This is a genomic window from Microbacterium sp. 13-71-7, assembly GCF_002257455.1.
Taxonomy (GTDB): domain Bacteria; phylum Actinomycetota; class Actinomycetes; order Actinomycetales; family Microbacteriaceae; genus Microbacterium.
This window is the reverse complement of record NZ_NCKN01000259.1, coordinates 1-5,164: the sequence shown is the minus strand read 5'-3', so window position 1 is coordinate 5,164 and position 5,164 is coordinate 1. Positions and strand designations below refer to the sequence as shown.

General features: G+C 71.9%; 5 protein-coding genes. 3 read left to right on the top strand and 2 right to left on the bottom strand.

The window, feature by feature from the left end; genetic code table 11:
- Window positions 1-89: 89 nt before the first annotated feature.
- A complete protein-coding gene (locus tag B7X32_RS18165) occupies window positions 90-1,070 on the bottom strand; it encodes a hypothetical protein (protein ID WP_292722867.1) in 981 nt (326 codons plus the stop codon).
- Window positions 1,071-1,335: 265 nt separating this feature from the next.
- Complete coding sequence (locus B7X32_RS18160) at window positions 1,336-2,658, bottom strand: bifunctional o-acetylhomoserine/o-acetylserine sulfhydrylase (protein WP_292722864.1); 1,323 nt, start codon at window positions 2,656-2,658, stop codon at window positions 1,336-1,338.
- A 238-nt stretch (window positions 2,659-2,896) separates the two neighbouring features.
- Here B7X32_RS18160 and B7X32_RS18155 point away from each other — a divergent pair, with 238 nt between their 5' ends.
- Genes B7X32_RS18155 through B7X32_RS18145 form a run of 3 tightly spaced genes read left to right on the top strand, consistent with a single transcriptional unit; the run spans window position 2,897 to window position 5,120 of the window.
- The gene (locus tag B7X32_RS18155; RefSeq protein ID WP_292722862.1) at window positions 2,897-3,709 is read left to right on the top strand and encodes an SDR family oxidoreductase; all 813 of its coding nucleotides are present in this window, start codon (window positions 2,897-2,899) and stop codon (window positions 3,707-3,709) included.
- Between the two features lie 2 nt (window positions 3,710-3,711).
- Complete coding sequence (locus B7X32_RS18150) at window positions 3,712-4,431, top strand: Type 1 glutamine amidotransferase-like domain-containing protein (RefSeq protein WP_292722860.1); 720 nt, start codon at window positions 3,712-3,714, stop codon at window positions 4,429-4,431.
- Complete coding sequence (locus B7X32_RS18145; protein WP_292722857.1) at window positions 4,431-5,120, top strand: uracil-DNA glycosylase; 690 nt, start codon at window positions 4,431-4,433, stop codon at window positions 5,118-5,120. Before B7X32_RS18150 ends, B7X32_RS18145 begins: the two co-directional genes overlap by 1 nt.
- The last annotated feature ends 44 nt before the right edge of the window (window positions 5,121-5,164 follow it).

Genomic DNA, 5,164 nt, shown 5'->3' with positions numbered 1-5,164 from the left:
GTCGACGCCCCCTCGCAGCATCCACGCCCCCTCGCAGTGGCGCCCCTCAGAGGGGGCGTGGACGCTCGGGAGGGGCCTCGACGGCGTTGTCAGGCGGGCGGGCGGACGCCGAAGGCCTGCAATCGTGCCGTGAGCGCATCCGGAGTGCGGACATGACGGTCCTCCCAGCGGGCGAACCGCCAGCCGGTGACCCCACGGATGTCGTCCTCGCGACGCTTCTCGGCGAGTACCGCGTCCTCGGCGCTGTGCGTGCCGCGGACCGCCGGGTCCACGTACTTGCCCTGACCGTCGAACTCGCCGAAGACCCGGTTGCGCGGGAATCCGAAGTCGATCCAGTACTCGTCGCCCTCGGATCCGATCACCTGCTGCTGGAGTTCGAGGCCGGTGAAACCGATGCGGTGCAGCTGCAGCCGGCTGACGCTCTCTCCCGGCAGTTGAGCGCGCCCATCCGCGAAATCCAGGATCTCGCGAGCCCGGCGGATCCCGCGGGTGCGGACGGCGGCGCGCAGGGACATCCGCCGATGCCAGTCCGCCGCACGGTCGGGATCCTGGCGATGTCCCTCGACCGCGACGCGTCTCAGTGCGGCGTCCGCGGCCGACAGCGCTGTTTCCGGCGACGTCGTGCAGGCGAGGTCGAGCACGGTGCGCTCGGGGGAGGTGCACCGGATCCCGTCGACGTCGACGATGTCCGCCTCGTCGAGCCCGACGCCGTGCTGAAGAATGCCGGCGCGGGTGCGCCCGTGCCGCGCGCCGAGGATGACCGTGTGCACTTTTTTCGGCGAGAGACGGTACAGCGGGAGGCCGAGGAGGACGGCCGCGGACGGCCCCCAGAAGACCGGTCCCGGGGGATCCGCGTTGAGATGGGCCGCGACCACGGCGACGAGGTGACGCCCCTCGCCCCAGAGACCCTCGTGCGCGACGGCGTCGACGTAGCGGTCGCGCCGGACGCGGATCACCCGGCCGGCGGCGACCAGCTCGCGGATCTCCCGCACGGTGCGGCCGGAGTCCAGAAGTTCCTCACGCGTCCGCAGCAGATCGCGCGCCTGTGCGAGTCCGATGGTCGTCTTCATCCGCGTAGTCTGACGGCAGGCGCATGCGGGCGGGATGCCGTCCCCGTGATCGGTGCAAAGTCCGCGCGGACGCCGACCTGTGCGGACCGACCGCCCCCGCACGCACCACCCTGTCGTCGACGCCCCCTCGCAGTGTCCGCGCCCCCTTCCAGGAACGCAATTCAGAGGGGGCCTGGATCCCCAGAGGGGGCGTCGACGCCAGCGCGCACGCAAGAGCGGGGGTGCGCCGGATCCGAAGATCCGGTGCACCCCCGCTCAGGGACGGTCAGGCGCGGGCGGCCTCGGAGACCTTGCGTGCCGCGATGAGGGCCTGGTCGAGGTCGGCCTTCAGGTCCTCGATGTTCTCGAGACCCACCGAGAGGCGCACGAGACCAGGGGTGACGCCCGCGGTGAGCTGCTGCTCGGGGGTGAGCTGGGCGTGCGTGGTGGAGGCCGGGTGGATGACCAGCGAGCGCACGTCGCCGATGTTGGCGAGGTGGCTGAACAGGGACAGGTTGTTCACGAACTCGCGGCCGGCGTCGACGCCGCCCTTCAGCTCGAACGACAGCACGGCGCCGACGCCCTTGGGGGCGTAGGTGTTCGCGGCCGCGTACCAGGGCGAGGTGGGCAGGCCGGAGTAGTTCACGCTGGCGACGTCGTCGCGGGCGTCCAGCCACTCGGCGATGTCCTGGGCGTTCTGCACATGGCGCTCGATGCGCAGCGACAGCGTCTCGATGCCCTGGATGAGGTTCCAGGCGCTCTGCGGGGCGATCGCCGAGCCGAGGTCGCGGAGCAGCTGCACGCGGGCCTTGATGATGTAGGCGAGGCCGTCGCCGACCGCGGCGGTGTAGCTGGCGCCGTGGTAGGAGGGGTCGGGCTCGGTGAGGCCGGGGAACCTGTCCACGTTCTGCGACCAGGCGAAGGATCCGCCGTCGATGATCGCGCCGCCGATCGTGGTGCCGTGGCCGCCGAGGAACTTGGTGACGGAGTGCACGACGATGTCCGCGCCGTGCTCGAACGGACGGATCAGGTAGGGGGTCGCGATCGTGTTGTCGACGATGAGCGGCACGCCCGCCTCGTGCGCGGCGTCGGCGACGCCCTTGATGTCGAGCACGTTGATCTGCGGGTTGCCGATGGTCTCCGCGAAGAACAGCTTCGTGTTCGGGCGGACCGCGCGGCGCCACTCCTCGATGTCGTCCTGGTTCTCGACGAACGTGACGTCGATGCCGAGCTTGGCGAGCGTGTACTTGAAGAGGTTGTAGGTGCCGCCGTAGATCGAGGAGCTCGAGACGAAGTGGTCCCCGGCCTGGGCGATGTTGAGGATCGCGAACGTCGACGCGGCCTGCCCGGAGGAGAGCACGAGCGCGCCGGTGCCGCCCTCGAGCGCGGCGAGGCGCTGCTCGAGCACGTCCTGCGTCGGGTTCTGGATCCGGGTGTAGATGTTGCCGAACTCGGCGAGGGCGAACAGGTTCGCCGCGTGGTCCGCGTTGTCGAACACGTACGACGTGGTCTGGTAGATCGGCGTCGCGCGGGCCTTCGTCACGGGGTCGGGCGCGGCGCCCGAGTGGATCTGCTTGGTCTCGAAGCGCCAGTTCTCCGCAGCGGTCATGATGTCTCCTTCATGGATGCGCGACGCCGGAACCGAGTCGCAGGGCAGGGGAGCCGTGGTTCTCGACGGGTGCGGGGACCGGCGGCGTTGCATCGAGAGTACGAACAGGCGGGCGCTGTCAACAAGGCACGAGAAATGTGACGTAACACGCCCCGGTCGCGGAATCGCGCGGATCGGCCGGGACGATCGGGCCGGTTCGCGCGTCGAAGCGCGCCCGCGGATCCCGTAGCGTTGTCGCATGGCGAACAGCGTGACGAACGACGGTCCCCAGAACAGCAGACGCGCAGTGGTGACCGGCGCGAGCACCGGGATCGGCGAGGCGACGGTGCGCGCGCTGCGCGCGAGCGGCTGGGACGTCGTGGGCGTCGCGCGCCGCGAGGACCGCCTGCAGGCGCTCGCCGCGGAGACCGGATCCACCGCATACGCGGCCGACCTCACCGATGCCGACCAGATCGCGGGCCTCGCCGCGCACCTCTCAGAGACCGGTCCGCTGCACGCGGTCGTGCACGTCGCCGGCGGAGCCCGTGGCACGGAGCGGGTCGAGGACGGCGTCGCGGAGAAGTGGCGGTGGATGTTCGAGGCGAACGTGCTCGCCGTGCAGCAGCTCACGGCGGCGCTGCTGCCGCAGCTGCGCGCCGCGGCAGCGGGCGGCGGCCACGCCGACCTGCTGTTCCTCACCTCGACCGCCGCACGTCAGGCCTACCCGGGCGGATCCGGCTACAACGCGGCCAAGGCGGCCGAGTCGATGATCCCGCAGGTGCTGCGCCAGGAGCTCAACGGGGAGCCGATCCGGGTGACCGAGATCGCGCCGGGCCTCGTGCACACCGAGGAGTTCACCCTGCGCCGGCTCGGCGGGGACGCGGTCGCCGCGGAGGCGGTCTACTCGGGCGTCGAGGCGCCGCTGGTCGCGGAGGACGTCGCCGACGTGATCGCCTACGCCCTGAACGCACCGGGTCATGTGAACCTCGACCTCGTCGTGATCCGCCCCGTGGCGCAGGCCGCCGCGCACCTGCTCGCGCGAGGGCCGCTGCGCCCGCGGGGAGAGGACTGACCGTGGGCGTGCACCTGATCGGCGGCGGGTTCGGCCGCGCCGCATACGCGCCGTTCACGGCGGAGGCGACGGCGCTCGCCGTGGCGGCGGGACGCGAGCGCCCCTCGATCGTCGTGGTGACGGTGCGGGAGGACGCGTCGGCGAAGCATGCGCGCGACCTCCTCGACGCGCTCACCGCGGACGGCGCGACGCCCATCGACGCCACGGTCGTGACGGTGGGGCTCGACGACGTCGTGGATCCCGGTGTCTTCGAGGGCGTCGACGCGATCGTCATCGGCGGAGGACTGACCCCCGCGTACCACTCCGCACTCGAGGCCGGCTACGACGTCATCCGCACCGCCGTGCAGTCCGGCACCCCCTACCTCGGCTTCTCGGCCGGCGCGATGATCGCCGCCGAGCGCGCGATCCTGGGCGGCTGGCGGATCGGCGAGGTCGCGATCGCCCCCGAGGAGACCGCGGAGGACCTCGACGAGATCACCGTCGTCTCCGGGATCGGCCTGGTCGACGTGGCGATCGACGTGCACGTCGCCCAGTGGGGCACGCTCAGTCGCCTGATCGCCGCGACCGAGGCGGGAGCGATCGACGGCGGGCTCGGGATCGACGAGAGCACGGTGCTCATCGCGGACGCCGAGGGCCTGCGGATCGCCGGGGAAGGCAGCGTCTGGCGCGTGTTCGCCGGATCCGAGGGCGTGACCGTCTCGAGCGACCGGGCGGCGCTCTGATGCCGAAGTCGCTGGCCGAGCTCGCGGCGGACGGCCGGCTCGACGCGGGCTGGGCGGAGGCGCTCGCCCCCGTCGCCCCGCTCGTGGCGGAGCTCGGCGACAGGCTCCGCGCGGAGACCGCGGCGGGACGGGGCTATCTGCCCACCGGTGAGAACGTGCTGCGCGCCTTCTCCCGCCCGCTCGCCGACGTCAAGGTGCTGATCGTCGGGCAGGATCCCTATCCCACCCCCGGGCATCCGATCGGACTGTCCTTCGCCGTGGACCGGGCCGTGCGCCCGCTGCCGCGCAGCCTCGGCAACATCTACCGGGAGCTCGAGACGGACCTCGGCATCGCGCCCGCTCCGCACGGCGATCTCTCGGCCTGGAGCGATCAGGGCGTGATGCTGCTGAACAGGGTGCTCACGGTGCGCCCCGGCACGCCGGCCTCGCATCGCGGGTGGGGCTGGGAGAAGGTCACCGAGCTCGCGATCCGCGCGCTCGTCGCGCGGGACGTCCCGCTGGTCGCGGTGCTCTGGGGCCGTGACGCTGAGGGACTCAGGCCCATGCTCGGCGACACCCCGATCGTCGCATCAGCGCATCCCTCGCCGCTCTCGGCGAGCCGCGGATTCTTCGGATCCCGCCCGTTCTCCCGTGTCAACGCGCTGCTCGAGGAACAGGGCGCCGCCCCCGTCGACTGGAGGATCGCATGAGCGACACCCCGACCGTCCCGCAGACGAGCGCGGCGGCGAAGGCC

Coding starts and splice junctions, on each gene's coding strand:
- B7X32_RS18165 (WP_292722867.1), bottom strand. CDS start 1,070: ATGAAGACGACCATCGGACTCGCACAGGCGCGCGATCTGCTGCGGACG.
- B7X32_RS18160 (WP_292722864.1), bottom strand. CDS start 2,658: ATGACCGCTGCGGAGAACTGGCGCTTCGAGACCAAGCAGATCCACTCG.
- B7X32_RS18155 (WP_292722862.1), top strand. CDS start 2,897: ATGGCGAACAGCGTGACGAACGACGGTCCCCAGAACAGCAGACGCGCA.
- B7X32_RS18145 (WP_292722857.1), top strand. CDS start 4,431: ATGCCGAAGTCGCTGGCCGAGCTCGCGGCGGACGGCCGGCTCGACGCG.